Genomic DNA, 275 nt, shown 5'->3' on the forward strand with positions numbered 1-275 from the left:
CGGATGCGGGCGTTGATCGACTCGATGGCATTGGTGGTGCATACGATCCGGCGGATCTCCACGTCGAACCGCAGGAACGGCACGAACTCCGACCAGGACGACTCCCACAGCCGCACGATCGCCGGGTATTTCTTCCCCCACACCTCGGCGAACTCCACGAACCGCTCCAGCGCGGCCTCCTCCGTCGGCGCGGTGTAGACCGGCTTCAGTCCACGCGCGATCTTCTCCCAGTCCTGCCGCCCGCAGTACCTGAACGAGTTGCGCAGCAGGTGAAC

At 65.1% G+C, this 275-nt stretch carries 1 protein-coding gene; it reads right to left on the bottom strand.

Annotated elements, in window-relative coordinates; translation table 11 throughout:
* Window positions 1-275 (bottom strand): transposase (locus R2S09_RS40435; RefSeq protein ID WP_316746302.1); only part of this gene is annotated, 275 nt, incomplete at both ends.

The organism is Streptomyces sp. MK7 (genome assembly GCF_032658145.1).
Classification (GTDB): Bacteria; Actinomycetota; Actinomycetes; order Streptomycetales; family Streptomycetaceae; genus Streptomyces; species Streptomyces spiralis.